This window comes from Streptomyces sp. NPDC005962 (assembly GCF_040629205.1).
Lineage (GTDB): Bacteria > Actinomycetota > Actinomycetes > Streptomycetales > Streptomycetaceae > Streptomyces.
In genome coordinates, this window is sequence record NZ_JBEXVE010000009.1 from 261,979 (window position 1) to 279,559 (window position 17,581).

11 protein-coding genes are annotated in these 17,581 nt (G+C 71.1%); 6 read left to right on the forward strand and 5 right to left on the reverse strand.

Annotation, left to right across the window (positions count from 1 at the left end; genetic code table 11):
- Positions 1–6 precede the first annotated feature (6 nt).
- Both ABZ370_RS17955 and ABZ370_RS17960 read right to left on the reverse strand, forming a co-directional pair.
- Positions 7–1,662 (reverse strand): OPT family oligopeptide transporter, encoded by a 1,656-nt coding sequence (locus tag ABZ370_RS17955; protein WP_358621453.1) that lies wholly within the window; start codon positions 1,660–1,662, stop codon positions 7–9.
- 43 nt (positions 1,663–1,705) lie between these two features.
- On the reverse strand, positions 1,706–2,668 hold the full coding sequence (locus ABZ370_RS17960; RefSeq protein ID WP_358621456.1) for a DUF1177 domain-containing protein: 963 nt from the start codon (positions 2,666–2,668) through the stop codon (positions 1,706–1,708).
- A 100-nt stretch (positions 2,669–2,768) separates the two neighbouring features.
- On the opposite strand from ABZ370_RS17960, the gene ABZ370_RS17965 reads away from it, so the two are divergent.
- Together ABZ370_RS17965 and pepE are read left to right on the forward strand one after the other, a co-directional pair.
- On the forward strand, positions 2,769–3,581 hold the full coding sequence (locus ABZ370_RS17965) for an IclR family transcriptional regulator (RefSeq protein WP_358621458.1): 813 nt from the start codon (positions 2,769–2,771) through the stop codon (positions 3,579–3,581).
- A 45-nt stretch (positions 3,582–3,626) separates the two neighbouring features.
- Entirely contained in the window at positions 3,627–4,358 is a 732-nt protein-coding gene (pepE, locus tag ABZ370_RS17970; RefSeq protein WP_358621460.1) for a dipeptidase PepE, read from the forward strand.
- A 10-nt stretch (positions 4,359–4,368) separates the two neighbouring features.
- Here the strand turns inward: pepE and ABZ370_RS17975 are convergent, their stop codons facing one another.
- The gene (locus tag ABZ370_RS17975) at positions 4,369–4,710 is read right to left on the reverse strand and encodes a DUF664 domain-containing protein (RefSeq protein ID WP_358621463.1); all 342 of its coding nucleotides are present in this window, start codon (positions 4,708–4,710) and stop codon (positions 4,369–4,371) included.
- Between the two features lie 347 nt (positions 4,711–5,057).
- Here ABZ370_RS17975 and ABZ370_RS17980 point away from each other — a divergent pair, with 347 nt between their 5' ends.
- From ABZ370_RS17980 to ABZ370_RS17990, 3 genes are all read left to right on the forward strand, one after another.
- Positions 5,058–7,292 carry a M4 family metallopeptidase gene (locus tag ABZ370_RS17980; RefSeq protein ID WP_358621606.1) on the forward strand — a complete coding sequence of 745 codons (2,235 nt, stop codon included), beginning with the start codon at positions 5,058–5,060 and terminating at the stop codon, positions 7,290–7,292.
- Positions 7,293–7,581: 289 nt separating this feature from the next.
- A complete protein-coding gene (locus ABZ370_RS17985; RefSeq protein WP_358621607.1) occupies positions 7,582–9,222 on the forward strand; it encodes a M4 family metallopeptidase in 1,641 nt (546 codons plus the stop codon).
- 153 nt (positions 9,223–9,375) lie between these two features.
- Positions 9,376–10,971 carry a M4 family metallopeptidase gene (locus ABZ370_RS17990; RefSeq protein WP_358621465.1) on the forward strand — a complete coding sequence of 532 codons (1,596 nt, stop codon included), beginning with the start codon at positions 9,376–9,378 and terminating at the stop codon, positions 10,969–10,971.
- Positions 10,972–11,062: 91 nt separating this feature from the next.
- Here the strand turns inward: ABZ370_RS17990 and ABZ370_RS17995 are convergent, their stop codons facing one another.
- The gene (locus tag ABZ370_RS17995; protein ID WP_358621467.1) at positions 11,063–12,604 is read right to left on the reverse strand and encodes a substrate-binding domain-containing protein; all 1,542 of its coding nucleotides are present in this window, start codon (positions 12,602–12,604) and stop codon (positions 11,063–11,065) included.
- 138 nt (positions 12,605–12,742) lie between these two features.
- Positions 12,743–15,454 (reverse strand): alpha-glucan family phosphorylase, encoded by a 2,712-nt coding sequence (gene glgP, locus ABZ370_RS18000; protein WP_358621470.1) that lies wholly within the window; start codon positions 15,452–15,454, stop codon positions 12,743–12,745.
- 277 nt (positions 15,455–15,731) lie between these two features.
- On the opposite strand from glgP, the gene ABZ370_RS18005 reads away from it, so the two are divergent.
- Positions 15,732–17,552 (forward strand): rhamnogalacturonan lyase, encoded by a 1,821-nt coding sequence (locus ABZ370_RS18005; RefSeq protein ID WP_358621610.1) that lies wholly within the window; start codon positions 15,732–15,734, stop codon positions 17,550–17,552.
- The last annotated feature ends 29 nt before the right edge of the window (positions 17,553–17,581 follow it).

Here is a 17,581-nt window from a genome sequence, read left to right on the forward strand (position 1 = left end):
GGGTCCTCACAGGGCCTTGGTGAGCTGGCCGACGTCGTTGAGCGAGCTGCCCGCGACCAGTCCGGCGCCGACGAGGGACAGCTCGTTCTCGGCCTGTTCGTCGGACTCCTCGCGCGCCGCGCGGTCGGTGATCCCGCGCCGCCGCCACATCGTGTAGAGCTGCCGTACGGCCAGGGCGCCGAGCACCATCCAGCCCGCCTGGGGCGTGGCGACCATCAGGCCGGTGGCCAGCAGGACGCCCATCTGCCGGGAGGGCCCGCCGAGGAACTGGACGAGCGCGCCGGGAACGGCCCACAGCAGCATGGTGGTCACGGTGCCCGGCTCCAGGCCGGTCTTGATCGTGGTGACGTAGACCTCGGCGACCGGCGGCACCTTGCCGTCGGCGAAGAACGTCTTCCAGGCGACGGCGACCACGACCAGCGCGACACCGAAGCCGACGAGCTGGGCGAGGTACTGCTGACGGCGGCCGTCCATCTCGAACGGGTGCCAGGGAGTCGCGTCGCGGCGCAGCAGCCAGCCCGCCTTGAAGTCGTAGCCGAGGTCGGCGAAGGCCGGGCCGGTGGACGCCGTGTAGCCGACGAGCAGGGCGAGCGGCACGGTCGGGATGTGCGCCACGAGCCCGATGATCAGGAAGATCAGGGTGACGGCGAAGGCCGGGAACCAGCCGGAGTGCATGGCCGCCAGGCCCACGATGAGCTGGTGGACGATGGCGGCGACCCCGGCGAGCGCCACCCACCCGATCAGCCCGGGGACGGAGAGGTCTCCGGCCACTCCACCGGCGAACGCGACCACGACCGCCCCGCAGACGAAGAGCCCCATGCCCTCCAGCAGTCCGCGGCGCAGCCGGGGCGCCTGGACGGTACGTTCCTCCCCCGGTTCTTGAACAGGCGCCTGACCTCCGCGCTTCCGCATCAGCAGCAGCGCCTGCACCAGGGCCACCAGACCGGCGCCGATCATCATCCCGTGCGGTACGTGATCGGCGAGCAGGTCGGTGTGGAGCACGTCGGGCGCGTACTGGGCGACGGTCAGCCCGATGCCGAACATCAGCAGCGCCCATATGTTGCCGAGGAAGCCGACACCGGCGGCGCTGGTGGGGAGCTTGAACAGCGCCCCGACCAGGCCCACGAGCGCGCCCGCGCCGAGGATCGCGGCCTTGCGGCCGCCCGCGTCCCCCGCCTTGATGGTCTCGGCCGCGGCGATGCCCGCGGGCCAGGACCCGGTGGCGGGCAGCAGCGTGGAGTCGAAGACCCGGAACAGCACCCAGCTGTCGACCGCCAGCCCGAGCACGGCGCCGCCCAGCATGGGCCACACCAGATCGGTGCGGCCGAGCGCGAAGGGCACCGCGATCGGGGTGAGCAGGGAGTTGGCCGCGGCGAAGGTGGAGCCGGAGATGGCCGACTGCACCAGGTTCTGCCGGTGCCGGGAACGCATCCGCCGCAGCACGCCCACCGGGACGCGGCCGATGAGCATCGCCACCAGGGCCCCGATCACCGCCGTGTTGGGGGACACGCCGAGCGACGTGATCAGCACGATGCCGATCAGGGCGCCCAGCACCGACAGCACGATGGTGAGGACGAGGGTGACCGGTTCGAAGGCGCTGGGGTGGCGCTCCGGCGGGGCGGCCGTGGCCGCTGGGGCGGCGGCCGGGGACTTCGGGTTCACGTGGGGCTCCTGCGGGGACGGGGAGGGCAGGCCCCAGGCGGGCTCACCCCGTGGGGGTGAGGGCCTGGAGGTGGGTCATGGGTCCGTACATCCCGACCAGCCGCGTGAACTCCTCGGGGTCGTGGAAGCGGACGGCGCCGCGGCCGAACTCCTTGGCGGTCTCGACCGCGAACCGGGCGGCGGCCGCGATGTCGGCCTCGTGGCTGGCACCGGTCGCGCATCCGGCGACGGCGGTCGCGGCGGTGACGGCGAGGCCGACGACGGGCGCGGAGGTGGCGACGGCGGGCTGGAGGATGGAGTTGATGTGGTGCACCCCGTTGCCGTACGGGGTGATGTCCTGGGTGGTGATCGGCAGGATGCGCGCGGGCTCGCCCGTGACGGTCTCCAGGAGGCCCACCAGATCCTCGCTGACGCGCAGAATCCAGCCCTCGCGGACCGTCGGGGACAGGGCGACGCCCCGGTGGTTGAGCAGCCGGTTGCCCTTGGTGGTGTCGATGGAGACGACCGCGTCCATCGCGGCCGAGACCTCCTCGCGGTTGCACACGAGCGTGTCGACCGGGGAGTCCATGAACGGCACCGGGTCGTGCGGACGGGTGGGGGCCCAGCCGCACACATGGGTGGAGACCATGACGTCGCCGTCGAGGACGTCGCCCCGGGCGTGCATGTCCAGCAGCTTGGCCGCGGCGGACAGGGCGGCCACCGCGCCGTCCGCGTCGGAGACCAGCCCGACGCGCTCGGGGCGGGCGCCCACGCCGCCGAGCCGGCCGAGTACGCCCAGGGTGGGGGCGTCGCCGCCGGCGGTCTTGCCGCGGCGGCCGGGGACGGTCACGGAGACGAAGTCGGTGCTGCCCCGGTCGCCCTCGACGGTGCGTACCTCGATCTCCGGCACCGTCCGCGCGTCGGCACCGGCCGCCGCCTGGACCGCGCGCAGATGCTCGGCGAGCAGTGCGCCGCCGGTCTGCGGGCGGTCGAGGAGTTCGATGATCTCAAGGACGTGTTTGAGCACGGGGACCTCTCGGGGGGAGCGGTGGGGGCGGCCAGCGTCCGCCCGGTGTGACCCAGGGCGCAATGTTTTCTCTATATCCGGGATTGTTTACGCTTTCGTCATGTCCGACGAGACACCGGTAACCGGCGCACCGCCGCTCCAGACGGCGGACCGCGTGCTGAGCGTCCTGCTCGCCTTCGACCGGGAGCGCCCCGAGTGGGGCGTGACGGAGGTCGCCGCCGAGTTCGGCCTCGACAAGTCGGTGGCGCAGCGGCTGCTCGCCGCGCTCGCCCACCGGGGCTTCCTGGTCTCCGACCGGCGCACCCGCCGCTACCGGCTGGGCCCGGCCGTCTGGCATCTGTCCCGGGTGTGGGAGCGCGGCGGCGGCATGGCCAGCCTGGTCCGGCCCGCGCTGGCGGTCCTCGCCCGGGAGGCGGGGGTGAACGCGCTGTTCGCGGTCCCGGACGGGGTGCACATGCGCTGTGTGGCCGCGGTGGACGGGGCGACCGGGCCGCTGCGCTACTACGTGCTGGCGGGCGAGCTGTACCCGGCGCACGCGGGGGCCACCTCCCGCGCGTACTTCGGCATGCTCAACGCCGACGACCGGGCCGCGCTGATCTACGGCCGCCCGATGGCCCGGTTCAGCGCGCACACCCTGACCGACCCGGCGGCGCTGGAGGAACGGTTCGCCCAGGTGCGGCGCGAGGGTTTCACGTACTCCGAGGGCGAGTACGATCCGGAGACCGCGGCGCTGGCCGCGCCGGTCCTGGTGGGCAGACGCCCGGTCGGCACCCTGACCCTGGCCGCCACCCAGGAGGTGCTGCGGCCGCGCCGGGACGACCTGGTGGCCCCGCTGCTCCAGGGCGCGGCGGACCTGGGCAGACTGCTGACCCCGGCCCGGCCGCGGCAGGTCCCGCGCCGCGACCGGCGCTGACCGCGCCCCTGACGCCCCCTTACGTCCGTACCGGAAAGGCCCCTCATGCAGTTGCTGCTGCTCTCGAACTCCACCGCGCCCGGCCGCGGTTACCTGGAACACGCCCTGGAGGAGATCGCCTCCGCGCTGGGCGGCGCCCGCGAGCTGGTCTTCGTCCCGTACGCGCTGGCCGACCACGACGGCTACACCGCCCAGGTGGCGCGCGCCCTGGAACCGCTGGGCGTGACGGTGACCGGCGCGCACACCGCGGCCGAGCCCGCCGCGGCGATACGGGACGCGGCGGCGGTGTTCGTCGGCGGCGGCAACAGCTTCCGGCTGCTCAAGGCGCTGCACGGGCACGGTCTGGTGCGGGCGATCCGCGAGCGGATCGAGCGGGGCGCGGTCTACATGGGATCGAGCGCGGGCACCAACATGGCCTGCCCGACCCTGCGCACCACCAACGACATGCCCATCGTCCAGCCGCCGAGCTTCGACGCGCTGGGCCTGCTGCCGTTCCAGATCAACCCGCACTTCCTGGACGCCCGCCCGGACAGCGCCCACATGGGCGAGACCCGCGCCCAGCGCCTGGAGCAGTTCCTGGAGGAGAACGACGTGCCGGTGCTCGGCCTGCGCGAGGGCACCTGGCTGCGCCGCGACGGCGACCGGCTCACCCTGGGCGGCATCGAGGCCGGGGCCGTGCTCTTCCGCCGCGGCGAGGCGGTGTCCGAACTGCGGCCGGGCCACGACCTGAGCGCGCTGCTCGGCGCGACGGCGCGGTTCGACACCGCGGAGGCCTGAGCGGCCGGGGTCACTCCCCGACGGCGCCGTCCGCCAACTCCCGTACGACGTCGAGCTGTCCGGCGTGGCGGGCGTACTCCTGGAGCAGGTGGAAGAGAATCCAGCCCAGGACGGGCGCGTCGGCTTCGGTGGCGAACCGGCCGCCGGTGCGGGCCCGCCGGTCCAGCGGTACGCCCGCGACGGCCGCCCGCGACTCCTCGCACTGCGCCTCGAACCGGCCCCGGACCTCGGCAGCGGTCAGCTCGTCCGGCACCTGCCAGCGGTCGCCGGGCCCGCGGTCGCCCCACGGGGCGTCCACCGGCTCCCCGAGGAACCCCCAGCGCAGCCAGCGCCGTTCGACGAAGGTCAGCACCGGACGTGGCTCGGACTGGACTCCGGTATCCGGTATGCGAATACAGCACACGTGTCAACGGACGCTTTCCGGCCACATTCTTGTCGCGCTCCTGACAGGTTGAGTCCAATGATGGCACTCTTCCCTCGACCGAGGTGCGGTAACTCCAGCTCATCCCCACCTCGGGCCACCCCCCATCTCCCCCCACGCCGTACCACCCTGCTCCGCCATGTCCAGCCCGGACGGCCGTGCCACGCGCGGCCAGCGCAGAAGGAGTCAGCGTGAGACCCTTCCCCCAACGGCATTCCAGACCTCACAGATCCCACCGGCGCGCCACCGCGACCGGCGCCCTGGTGGCCGCCGCCGCGATGATCGTCGTCGGTGTGCAGACCGGCCCCGCCACCGCGCGGGCGGGCGATTCGGCCGCGGAGAAGGCCGGTGGCACGATGGCCGCCAAGGCCCGGCCCGGCGCGCTGCCCGCGCAGTTGTCCCCCGCGGCCCGCACCGCGCTGATCCGCGCCGCGGACACCGCTTCCGCCAAGGCCGCCACCGCGAAGACCCTGGGCCTGGGTTCCCAGGAGAAACTGGTCGTCAGGGACGTCATCAAGGACGCCGACGGCACCACCCACACCCGCTACGAGCGCACCTACGACGGGCTCCCCGTCCTCGGCGGCGACCTGGTCGTGGACCGCGCCAAGGGCGGCGCGGTGGAGACGGTCGCGAAGGCCACCAAGGCCCGGCTGACGGTCGCGTCGACCACCGCCGCCGTCAAGCCCGGCGCCGCCGAGAAGGCCGCCGTGAAGGCGGCGGACGCGCAGGGTTCGCGGCAGACCGGGGCCGACCGGGCGCCGCGCAAGGTGGTCTGGGCGGCGTCGGGCACGCCGACGCTCGCGTACGAGACCGTCGTCGGCGGCCTCCAGGAGGACGGCACACCCAACGAGCTGCACGTCATCAGCGACGCGGCCACCGGCAAGAAGCTCTTCCAGTACCAGGGCGTCAAGAACGGCACCGGCAACAGCCAGTACAGCGGGCAGGTCGCCCTCGGCACCTCGGGCAGCTCGGGCTCGTACAACCTGACCGACGCCGACCGCGGCGGCCACAAGACGTACAACCTCAACCGCGGCACCTCGGGCACCGGCACCCTGTTCACCGACGCCGACGACGTCTGGGGCAGCGGCACCACCGCCGACACCGCCACCGCCGGGGTCGACGCGCACTACGGCGCCGCCGAGACCTGGGACTACTACAAGAACGTGCACGGCCGCAGCGGCATCCGGGGCGACGGCGTGGGCGCGTACTCCCGGGTCCACTACAGCAGCGGCTACGTCAACGCCTTCTGGCAGGACTCCTGCTTCTGCATGACCTACGGCGACGGCTCGGGCAACGCCAAGCCGCTGACCTCGATCGACGTGGCGGCGCACGAAATGAGCCACGGCGTCACCGCGGCCACCGCCAAGCTGGTCTACAGCGGTGAGTCCGGCGGCCTCAACGAGGGCACGTCCGACATCTTCGCCGCCGCGGTCGAGTTCTACGCCGACAACGCGTCCGACCAGGGCGACTACCTCGTCGGCGAGAAGATCGACATCAACGGCAACGGCACTCCGCTGCGCTACATGGACAAGCCCAGCAAGGACGGCGCGTCCAAGGACAGCTGGTACTCGGGCGTCGGCAACGTGGACGTGCACTACTCGTCCGGTGTCGCCAACCACCTCTTCTACCTGCTCTCCGAGGGCAGCGGCGCCAAGGTGATCAACGGCGTCAGCTACAACAGCCCGACCTCCGACGGACTGCCGGTCACCGGCATCGGCCGGGACGCCGCCGAGCAGGTGTGGTTCAAGGCGCTCAGCCAGCGCATGACGTCCAACACCAACTACGCCGCCGCGCGCGAGGCGACGCTGTGGGCGGCGGGCGAGCTGTACGGCCAGGGCAGCGCCCAGTACAACGCGGTGGCGAACGCCTGGGCCGGGGTGAACGTCGGGGCCCGGATCGTCGACGGCGTCAGCGTCACCCCGCCCGGTGACCAGACCAGCATCGTCGGCCAGGCCACCAGCGTGCAGATCAAGGCCACCAGCTCCAACCCGGGCGCGCTGAGCTACGCGGCCACCGGGCTGCCGGCGGGCCTCTCGCTCGACTCCGCCACCGGCCTGATCTCCGGCACCCCGACCACCGAGGGCGCCGGCGCGGTGACCGTGACGGTGACCGACTCGGCGGGCGAGACCGGCACCGCGTCGTTCACCTGGACCGTCAACACCACCGGCGGCAACGTCTTCGAGAACAACACGCCGCTCGCCATCCCGGACGGGGGCAACGCGGTCAACTCGCCGATCACCGTGAGCCGGGCCGGGAACGCCCCGTCCGCCCTCCAGGTGACCGTGGACATCACCCACAGCTACCGCGGCGACCTGGTGATCGACCTGATCGCCCCGGACGGCACGGCCTACCGGCTGAAGGACTCCAGCATCTTCGACTCGGTGGACGACGTGAAGACCACCTACACCGTGGACGCCTCGTCCGAGACCTCGGTCGGCACCTGGAACCTCAAGGTCCAGGACGTCTACTCCTCGGACTCCGGAACCATCAACGGCTGGAAGCTGACTTTCTGACATAACGTCAGCAGCCCTTACGACAACACCTACAGCAACGCCACAGAGAACCAGGCGCCGCCAGGAGTGACCCGACTCCTCCTGGCGGCGTCTCCATGTGTTTGCCCGCGTTTCCATGAACAAATTCTGCTGGACCCGCCAGGAAACCCGTGACATGTCCGTGGCCGATATGACAGTCTGCCCACGCATTACGCACCAGTACCTCTTGTTCAGTGCCGTGCCGCGTTTCCCGCTGCCCGGCACTGACCCCCACAGCAACGAGGGAGTTAGCGTGAGCAAGACCTTCGGCATGCCCATATCCGGTGGCGGAAAGCGCCGTTCGGCGATCGCCGCCGGCGCCGCGGTCGCCACCGCGGCACTGCTGGCCACCGGACTGACCACCGGATCGGCCGGTGCCGCACCGGCCGACGCGGACGCCAGGGCGGGCGCCCTGCCCGCCAAGCTCACCGCGTCCGCCCGCGCCGAGCTGCTGCGCGACGCGAACGCCACCAAGGCCGACACGGCGAAGGCCGTCGGCCTCGGCGCCAAGGAGAAGCTGGTCGTCAAGGACGTCATCAAGGACGCCGACGGCACGACCCACACCCGCTACGAGCGCACCTACGACGGACTGCCCGTCCTCGGCGGCGACCTGATCGTCCACCAGGCCAGAAACGGCAAGGTCAGCAGCGTCAGCAAGGCCACGGACGCCACCGTCAAGGTCGCCACCACCACCGCCGAGACCGCCCCCAGCGGCGCCGCGCGGACCGCGGTGAAGGCCGCGCAGGCGGACGACAGCACGGACGCGAAGGCGCAGACCCCGCACAAGGTGATCTGGGCCGCCAGCGGCAAGCCCGTCCTGGCGTACGAGACGGTCGTCAGCGGCGTCCAGAAGGACGGCACACCGAACGAGCTGCACGTCATCACCGACGCGGCCACCGGAAAGAAGCTCTACGAGCGCCAGGGCGTCGAAACCGGCAGCGGCCAGAGCGAGTACAGCGGCAAGGTGGAGCTGGGCACCTCCAAGAAGGGCAGCGGCTTCACCCTGGAGGACGCCGACCGCGGCGGCCACAAGACCCTCAACCTGGAGAACAAGGAGGACGGCGAGGGCAAGGAGTTCACGGACGAGGACGACGCCTGGGGCAACGGCAAGGGCGACGACCCGCAGACCGCCGCCGTGGACGCCCACTACGGCGCCGCCACGACCTGGGACTACTACAAGAACGTGCACGGCCGCGACGGCATCGGCGGCGACGGCAAGGCCGCCACGTCCCGCGTCCACTACGGCGACAGCTACGTCAACGCCTTCTGGGAAGACTCCTGCTTCTGCATGACGTACGGCGACGGCGAGGGCAACAAGGCCCCGCTGACCGCCATCGACGTCGCAGCGCACGAGATGACCCACGGCGTCACCTCCAAGACCGCGGGCCTGGAGTACAGCGGCGAGTCCGGCGGCCTCAACGAGGCCACCTCCGACATCTTCGGCACCTCGGTCGAGTTCAGCGCCAAGAACACCGAGGACCCGGGCGACTACCTCATCGGCGAGAAGATCGACATCAACGGCGACGGCACCCCGCTGCGCTACATGGACAAGCCCAGCAAGGACGGCCAGTCCGCGGACGAGTGGTCGGACAAGGTCGGCGACCTCGACGTCCACTACTCCTCCGGTGTCGCCAACCACTTCTTCTACCTGCTGTCCGAGGGCAGCGGCGCGAAGGAGATCGACGGCGTCAAGTACGACAGCCCGACCTCGGACGGCAAGAAGGTCGAGGGCATCGGGCGGGACAAGGCCGAGAAGATCTGGTTCAAGGCCCTGACCACGTACATGACCTCCACGACGGACTACAAGGCGGCGCGTGAGGCAACCCAGAAGGCCGCGAACGACCTCTATGGGGATGGCAGCGCCGAGTCCAAGGGCGTGGACGCCGCCTGGGCGGGTGTCAACGTCAAGTAGGACCAACGGCGTTACCGATGCGTAACGCACAACATGCGGCCGGTGCCCGGGGTTTGTCCCCGGGCACCGGTATGTTTTCTTCACAGCAAAGACACATCTTTGCCGGGTTGCACCGACGTGTCGGTCAACCTCCCATGACAACAGGAGATACGCGTGGATTCACGCTCGACGTCTGCCATATCCGGCATATCCCGTCATAGACGTTCGCGTACCGCCCTCGCCGCCGGAGCGGCCACCCTGGCCGCCTCCCTGCTCGCCGCCGGCGCCACCGCGGGCCCCGCGGGCGCGGCGACTCCGCAGTCCGGCACCACCGCCGCGTCCCTCGGGCTCGGCGGCAAGGAGAAGCTGGTCGTCCGTGATGTCGTCACGGACGCCGACGGCTCCGTCCACACCCGCTACGAGCGCACCTACGACGGACTGCCCGTCCTCGGCGGCGACCTGATCGTCCACCAGACGCCGAGCGGCGCCAAGGACGGCGTGACCAAGGCGACGAACGCCGACATCACGGTGGCCGACACCCGCGCCTCCTTCGCCGCCTCCGGCGCGCAGCGGACCGCCCTCGCCGCCGCGAAGGCCGCCGATGTCACCGGCGCCACCACCGAGCGCGCCCCGCGCAAGGTCATCTGGGCCGCCACCGGCAAGCCGGTCCTGGCGTACGAGACCGTCATCGGCGGCCTCCAGAAGGACGGCACGCCGAACCGGCTGCACGTCATCACGGACGCCGACAGCGGCAAGAAGCTGTACGAGTACCAGGCCATCGAGAACGGCACCGGCACCGGCCAGCACAACGGCAAGGTCACCGTCGGCTCGGTCAAGAGCGGCAGCCAGTGGCTGATGAAGGACACCGCGCGCGGCGGCCACCGGACGTACAACTCCAAGCACTCGTGGGACGACACGAAGAAGGGGTCGGCGTTCTACGACCCCAACAACGTGTGGGGCAACGGCAAGCCCACCATCGCCCAGACCGCCGCCGTGGACGCCCAGTACGGCGCCGCCAAGACCTGGGACTACTACAAGAAGGTCCTCGGCCGTAACGGCATCAAGGGCAACGGCAAGGCCGCGTACTCCCGCGTCCACTTCGGCGACGCCTACCAGAACGCGTTCTGGGACGACGCCTGCTTCTGCATGACGTACGGCGACGGCGAGGGCAACAAGAAGCCGCTGACCTCGCTCGACGTCGCGGGCCACGAGATGAGCCACGGCCTCACCTCGGCCACCGCCAACCTGGAGTACAGCGGCGAGTCCGGCGGCCTCAACGAGGCGACCTCCGACATCTTCGGCACCGCCGTGGAGTTCTACTCCAAGAACGCCAAGGACCCGGGCGACTACCTCATCGGCGAGAAGATCGACATCAACGGTGACGGCACCCCGCTGCGCTACATGGACAAGCCCAGCAAGGACGGACTGTCCTACGACTACTGGAAGAGCGGCGTCGGCGAGGACGACCCGCACTTCACCTCGGGCATCGCCAACCACTTCTTCTACCTGCTGGCCGAGGGCAGTGGCCGCAAGGTGATCGGCGGCGTCACGTACAACAGCCCGACCAAGGACGGCCGGGTCGTCAAGGGCATCGGGCGGGCCAAGGCCGAGAAGATCTGGTACAAGGCCCTGTCCACGTACATGACCTCGACCACCAACTACGCCAAGGCCCGCACCGCGACGCTCAGCGCCGCGAAGAAGCTCTACGGCGCCAACAGCACCGAGTACAAGACGGTCAACAACGCCTGGGGCGGCGTCAACGTCAAGTGACGGCCCTGAGATGAACCGATAACCGGCCGGGCGGGCCCCGTGACCCGCCCGGCCGGATATCACCGTCCCCGGATGTCACCGTCCCCGGATATCACCGGATGTCGCAGGCCCTCCGGTTCTCCGGGACGGAACACGGCAGATGGCCGTGTTTCTCGATGAGGTTCCGCCCGGTGTCCCCCGCCAGATAGTCGAGGAATTTCGACGTCAGGGAGTTCGCGGGCGGTGCGGTATAGGTGTACGCGTACTCCGGCTCCCAGAAGGGGTAGGTCCGGGCCCGCACCGCGTCGGTGGAGGGAATACGCCCGTCCAGCCGCGGCAGCCGGACATCGCCCCCGGCGGCGCTCGCCTCGGCGGAATGCAGTTCCGCGTATCCGATCGCGCCGGGCGTGTCCGCCACGGCCTTCAGCACCTCGCCCGTGCTGTCGAGTTCACAGCGGATGACGGTGTCCCTGGCGAAATTCGGGGTCCGGCAGTTGTCGGACGTCCGGGAGATCTCGTTGCCGCCCAGCACCCGGCCCTCGAACACCCCGCGGGTACCCGATTTCGCGTCCCGGCTCACCAGCCGCACGGGCAGATCGGGGCCGCCGGGGAGCTGGTTCCAGCGAATGATCCGCCCCGCGTAGAGGCCGCGCAGCTCGGTGAGCGAGAGGTCGGGAATCCGTACATCCTTGTTCACCACCACGCTGAAGACGGACAGCGCGACCAGATGCTCCTTGAGTTTCGGGTCCCCGTCCCCGGCGGGGCCGTCGGAGAAGGCGAGATACGCGGGGAAACCGGCCTTGGCCGACTCCCCCGCCTCCCGCAGTGTGTTCGTTCCGCGTCCGCTGCCCTGGGCCGCCACCTCGATCCGTGCCCCGAGGCAGTCGCTCTCGTACGCCCCGCCCAGATCCTGCGCCACCGGCTTGAACGCGGTGGACCCCACGACCGTCAGCGTCCCCTGGGCACAGCCGCGCGGCAGCGGATCGTCCTTCAGGAACTGCGTACCGAACGTCTGGAGGATCAGCAAGGCCAGCAGGCTCCCGATGAGCCCCAGCACCCGGTTGCTGGGCCGCCGGAACTTCTCGTTGTTCCGGATTCTGCCTTCCTTGATGCGCCCGCCCACATGCGGCGGCTTGTCGGTGCCGTTCCCCGTCAGCAGCACCAGCAGCTTGAAGTGGTCGCCCTTGTTCAACGGCACCCGCGGCAGGGCGATCTCATGCCCCGTACAGATCAGCCCGGGCCGCTCCTCGGTGCCGTTCTGCGGCAGATGGCGCAGCAGGTCCGGATGGCTGGGCTCGGTCACCGCCACGTCCCGGACGGTCCGGTTCGGGAAGGTCGCGGTGAGCCCGCGGTGCTCCGTGGACGGCGCGGTGATGTAGTCGTCGGCGTCGATGCTGCGGAAGCCGTCGTTCTCGATGCGCAGCAGCACCAGCGAGGCCCCGGCCAGATCCGGGGTGTTCTCCAGCATCCGCAGCCGCTGGTGGATCTGCCCGTCCTCGGCGGCGTCGTCTATCAGCGTGTCCATCTGCACGCGGTAGCCGATGCGCTTCCGCCCCGGGATCAGCCGTTCGTACGACAGTCCGCCGAGCGTGACGACGACACCGAGGAGCGCCAGCAGATTCTCCGGAGCCAGCAGCTGTTCCAGCCACTCCATGTCTTTTCCCCCGTCGGACGCATGTCTTGGGGGGCGAATGTACGGGCCCAAAACGGACATCGGGCGGCCATGGCCAAAACATCCCGCACTGTTCGTCGTCCGTTCAGTGAAGGGTGAAGGGGTTCAGCGCACAGGGGTTCAGCGCATCAGGACTCCCGCGACCTCGGAGGTGGATTCGGACGGCAGGGCGGTGAGGCCGAGTTCGGCCGGGGACGCCAGGAGGGGGTGGGTGGGCAGGACGCGCACGGTGTAGCCGAAGGGGCCCGTGCGGTCGAGGGCAAGGGGGCCTTCGTAGAGGTGGCGGCCCTCGTCGTCGGGGCCCGCGGTGGGCTTGAGGGGGACGGCGGTGGTGTCGGTCAGCCGGTCGCCGTCGTCGACGCGGCCCGCGACGGCCTGGACCTCGACGTCGGCCGGGTCGAGGCCGCCGAGGCGGACCTGGACGCGGAGGGAGAGGGCGGAGCCGAGCTCGGCGGCGCCGCCCGGGGCGGGTGGGGTGATCCGGGTTTCCACATGGTCGACGGCCACCTGCGGCCAGACCTCGCGGACCCGGGCCTTCCACGCGGACAGGCGGCGGGCCGTCCCGGGGTCCAGCGCGCGGTGGGCGCGGGCGGCGGGGGCGTAGAGCCGCTCGGTGTACTCGCGCACCATGCGGCCCGCGAGGACCTTGGGGGCGAGGGTGGTGAGGGTCTCGCGCACCATGTCGATCCAGTGGCCGGGGAGTCCGTCGGGGCCGCGGTCGTAGAACTGCGGGGCGACGCGGTTCTCCAGCAGCTCGTAGAGGGCGGTCGCCTCCAGGTCGTCGCGGCGGTCGTCGTCGACGGCCGAGCCGTCGGCGGTGGGGATGGCCCAGCCGAAGTCGGGCTCGTACCACTCGTCCCACCAGCCGTCGAGGACGGAGAGGTTGAGGCAGCCGTTGAGCGCGGCCTTCATTCCGCTGGTGCCGCACGCCTCCAGGGGGCGCAGCGGGTTGTTGAGCCAGACGTCGCAGCCGGGGTAGAGCTTCTGGGCCATGCCCATGCCGTAGTCGGGCAGGAAGACGAGGCGGTGCCGCACCCGGGCGTCGTCGGCGAAGCGGACGAGCTCCTGGACGAGGCGTTTGCCGCCGTCGTCGGCCGGGTGCGCCTTGCCCGCGACGACGATCTGGACGGGCCGCTCGGGGTGCAGCAGCAGCTCGGTGAGGCGGTCGCGGTCGCGCAGCATGAGGGTGAGCCGCTTGTACGAGGGGACGCGGCGGGCGAAGCCGATGGTGAGGACGTCGGGGTCGAGGACGGAGTCGATCCAGCCGAGTTCGGCGGTGCCCGCGCCGCGCTGCCGCCAGGACGCGTACAGCCGCTGCCGTACCTCGGCGACGAGCTGCTTGCGCAGGGTGCGGCGCAGCTCCCACAGTTCCCCGGCGGGGAGGTGGCCGAACTGGCGGGCGCCGAGCCGGGTCACCTCGGGGGCGCGCCAGGTGGGTGCGTGGACGCCGTTGGTGACGGAGGTGATGGGCACCTCGTCGGCGTCGAATCCGGGCCAGAGCCCTGCGAACATCTCGCGGCTGACCTGGCCGTGGAGGGTGGAGACCCCGTTGGCGCACTGGGCCAGCCGCAGTCCCATGACGGCCATGTTGAAGACGCCGGGGTCGCCGCCGGGGTAGGTCTCCCGGCCGAGGGCGAGGACGCGCTCGACGCCGATGCCGGGCAGTTCGCCGCCGTCCCCGAAGTGCCGGGCGACGAGGTCGCGCTCGAACCGGTCGATCCCGGCGGGGACCGGGGTGTGGGTGGTGAAGACGGTACCGGCCCGCACCGTCTCGTGGGCGGCGGGGAAGTCCACGCCGGGACCGGCCTCCGCCATGAGTTCGCGGATGCGCTCCAGGCCGAGGAACCCGGCGTGGCCCTCGTTGGTGTGGAACACCTCGGGCGCGGCGTGCCCGGTGAGCCGGCAGTACGCGCGCACCGCGCGCACGCCGCCGATGCCGAGCAGCATCTCCTGGAGCAGCCGGTGTTCGCTGCCGCCCCCGTAGAGCCGGTCGGTGACGTCGCGCTCGCCGGGGCCGTTGCCCTCGACGTCCGAGTCGAGCAGCAGCAGCGGCACCCTGCCCACCTGGGCCTGCCAGATGTGGGCGTGCAGCGGGCGGCCGCCGGGGAGGGTGAGGGTGATCCTTGCGGGCTTGCCGATGCCCGCGCCGGGGTGATGCTCGTGGAGCAGGGTGAGCGGCAGCTCGTTGGGGTCGAGGACGGGGTACTGCTCCTGCTGCCAGCCCTCGCGCGAGAGGGACTGCCGGAAGTAGCCGTGCCGGTAGAGCAGCCCGACCCCGATGAGCGGAACGCCGAGGTCACTGGCGGCCTTGAGATGGTCCCCGGCGAGGATGCCGAGACCGCCGGAGTACTGGGGCAGGGCGGCGGTGATGCCGAACTCGGGCGAGAAGTAGGCGATGGCGGCGGGCAGGGCGGGGGATGTCGCCGACCGGGCTGTCCGGTCCGGGGCGTCCATACGGTCCGGGGCGTCCATACCGCCCGGGGCGTCCATACCGCCCGGGGCGTCCATACCGCCCGGGGCGTCCGGGGCTGTTGTACGGCCCTGGTACCAGCGGGGGCCGGTCATATAGTCGTCCAGTTCATCGGCGGCCGCCGCGAGCCGCCGCAGAAAAGCGCGGTCCGTGGCGAGTTCCGCCAGGCGGGCGACGGGTACGGCGCCCAGCAGCCGTACGGGGTCGCCACCGCAAGCCCGCCAGCCCTCGGGGTCCATGGACTCGAACAGCTCGCGGGTCTCGGGATGCCAGGACCAGCGCAGATTGCGCGCCAGCCGGTGGAGCGGTCGTAGGGGTTCCGGGAGCACGGGACGCACGCTGAAGCGACGGATGGCCTTCACGCCTTCGACGGTAGCGGCCGACGCGCCCCCGTTTCGGCTGTTTCGTCTTAGGGAGTGTCTTGCCCCGCGAAGTTCGGTCGGGAGGCGGCAACCTTTCCGGCCAGGGCGACGACTAGGGGGCGTTCACTTCCCCCCATGCCTTGGAGGCCCCGTGCGTATTCGGGACGAATCGCAGCCCGCACCCGGTCACCCGCCCAGACACGCCGCCCGCGTCCGTCTCGGCCGCCCCCGGACGCTGGTCGCGGCGCTCGCGGTGGGCGGGCTGGCGGTCACCGGTCTGGCGGGCGTCTCGGGGGCCGCCGAGACGGACACCGAAGCCGGAGGAACGGCGGCCAAGGGCGCGACGGCCAAGGCGGCCGCGGCCGCCCAGCTGGAGAAGCTGGACCGGGGTCTGGTCAGCGTCCGCTCGGGCAGCGACAACCTGGTCAGCTGGCGCTGGCTCGCCACCGACCCGGACAATGTCGCGTTCAACGTCTACCGCGGCTCCACCAAGGTCAACGCGTCCCCCATCACGGGCTCGACCAACTACCTGGACAAGGGCGCGGCGGCCACGGAGACGTACACGGTGCGCGCCGTGGTGAACGGCGCGGAGCAGCCCGCCTCACCGGGCGCCCTCCAGTTCCGCTCGGGCTACCTCGATGTCCCGATCTCGCCCCCGGCCGCCGGTTCCGACTACACGTACGAGGCCAACGACGCCTCCGTGGGCGACCTGGACGGCGACGGCGACCTCGATCTCGTCCTCAAGTGGCAGCCGACGAACGCGAAGGACAACTCGCAGTCCGGCGTCACCGGCAACACGATCGTGGACGGGTACACCCTCCAGGGCAAGCGGCTGTGGCGCGTCGACCTGGGCCGCAACATCCGCTCCGGCGCCCACTACACCCAGTTCCAGGTGTACGACTACGACGGCGACGGCAAGGCCGAGGTCGCGATGAAGACCGCGGACGGCACGGTCGACGGCGCGGGCAAGACGATCGGCAGCGCGTCCGCCGACTACCGCAACTCCAGCGGCTATGTGCTGAGCGGCCCCGAGTTCCTGACGATGTTCAACGGGAGCACCGGCGCCGCGCTGGACACCGTGGACTACGTCCCGGCCCGCGGCACGGTCTCCTCGTGGGGCGACTCGTACGGCAACCGGGTGGACCGTTTCCTGGCCGGGACGGCGTATCTGAACGGCTCCACGCCCTCCCTGATCGCGGCACGCGGCTACTACACCCGCACTGTCATCGCCGCCTGGGACTTCAAGGGCGGCAAGCTGACCCGCAAGTGGACGTTCGACACGAACAGCTCCACCAACAGCGGCAAGGGCTACGACGGCCAGGGCAACCACGCACTGGCCATCGCCGACGTGGACGGCGACAGCAAGGACGAGATCGTGTACGGCTCGATGGCCGTGGACGACAACGGCTCCGGGCTGTGGACGACGAAGAACGGCCACGGCGACGCGGCCCACCTCGGCGACCTCGACCCGTCCCGGCCGGGCCTGGAGTACTTCAAGGTCGACGAGGACTCCTCCAAGCCGTCCTCGTACCTCGCGGACGCCAAGACCGGCCAGGTGCTCTGGACGACCCCGGCCAGCGGTGACAACGGGCGCGGCGTGGCCGGTGACATCTGGGCGGGCAACGACGGCGCCGAGATGTGGTCCGCGAAGGACGACCAGATCCGCTCGGCCTCCGGTGCCGCCAAGGGCCGTAAGCCGTCGTCGATGAACTTCCTGTCCTGGTGGGACGGCGACCCGGTGCGCGAGCTGCTGGACGGTACGCGCATCGACAAGTACGGCACGTCCGGCGAGACCCGGCAGCTCACCGCCTCCGGGGTGCACTCCAACAACGGCACCAAGGCCACTCCGTCGCTGTCCGGCGACATCCTCGGCGACTGGCGCGAAGAGGTGATCTGGCCGACCAGCGACAACACGGCGCTGCGGATCTACTCCACGCCGTACGAGACCGACCGGCGGATCACCACGCTGCTGCACGACCGGCAGTACCGCGAGGCGCTGGCCTGGCAGAACACCGCCTACAACCAGCCGCCGCACCCCAGCTTCTTCCTCGGCAACAAGATGGCGACCCCGCCGCGGCCGTCCATCAAGACCCCCTGACCCCCTCCCGAATTCACCATCACCCCCTT